This window comes from Vibrio sp. 1580, assembly GCF_033340055.1.
On sequence record NZ_JAWOVT010000186.1, the window covers coordinates 1 to 804 of the forward strand.

2 protein-coding genes are annotated in these 804 nt (G+C 44.8%); both read left to right on the forward strand.

What is annotated here, in order from left to right; genetic code table 11:
• Positions 1-534: alpha-isopropylmalate synthase regulatory domain-containing protein (locus R7093_RS24900; RefSeq protein ID WP_318146975.1), on the forward strand; the 534-nt coding region annotated here is incomplete at its 5' end.
• Positions 535-616: 82 nt separating this feature from the next.
• A partial coding sequence (locus R7093_RS24905; protein WP_318146976.1) for an isocitrate/isopropylmalate family dehydrogenase occupies positions 617-804 on the forward strand: 188 nt, incomplete at its 3' end.

Consider the following 804-nt stretch of genomic DNA (forward strand, 5'->3'; position numbering starts at 1 on the left):
AGCCACATGGATTCCATGGGTTATAAAGAAGATGAGTACAACCTAGACGCACTGTACGCCGATTTCTTGAAACTGGCCGACCGTAAAGGCCAAGTGTTTGATTACGATTTGGAAGCACTAATGCACTTCTCCAACTTGCGTGAAGAAGATGACTTCTACAAGTTGAATTACCTAAGCGTGCAATCGGGCAGCGTGATGGCAACCACTAGCATCAAGATGCAATGTGGTGATGCGGAAATGTGTGAAGCGGCGGTCGGTAATGGGCCTGTTGATGCGCTATACCAATGTATCTACCGCGTGACAGGTTACGAGATCGTACTAGATAAATTCGATCTAACCGCAAAAGGTGAAGGTGAGGATGGTCTAGGTCAAGCAGACATCATTGCCAACTACAAAGGTAGAAAATACCACGGTACGGGCGTTTCAACCGATATCGTAGAAGCTTCTGGTCAAGCACTATTGCATGTTATCAACAGCATCCATCGCGCAGACACCATTGCCGAGATGAAGCAGAAAAAGATTGCTACGGTATAGTCATGCTGAGCTTTATCGCTCAGAGACACACAACACGATTTCAAATAATTAAGCTCAAAAATTAGAAGATTAAAGGAATAACATGACAGACAAATCATACAAAATTGCCGTACTTCCTGGTGACGGCATCGGCCCAGAAGTGATGGCTCAAGCGCATAAAGTTCTAGATGCTATCGAGCAAAAACATGGCATCTCATTTGAGCGCGAAGAACATGATGTTGGTGGTATTGCTATCGATAATCATGGTTGCCCACTTCCAGAAAGTACGGT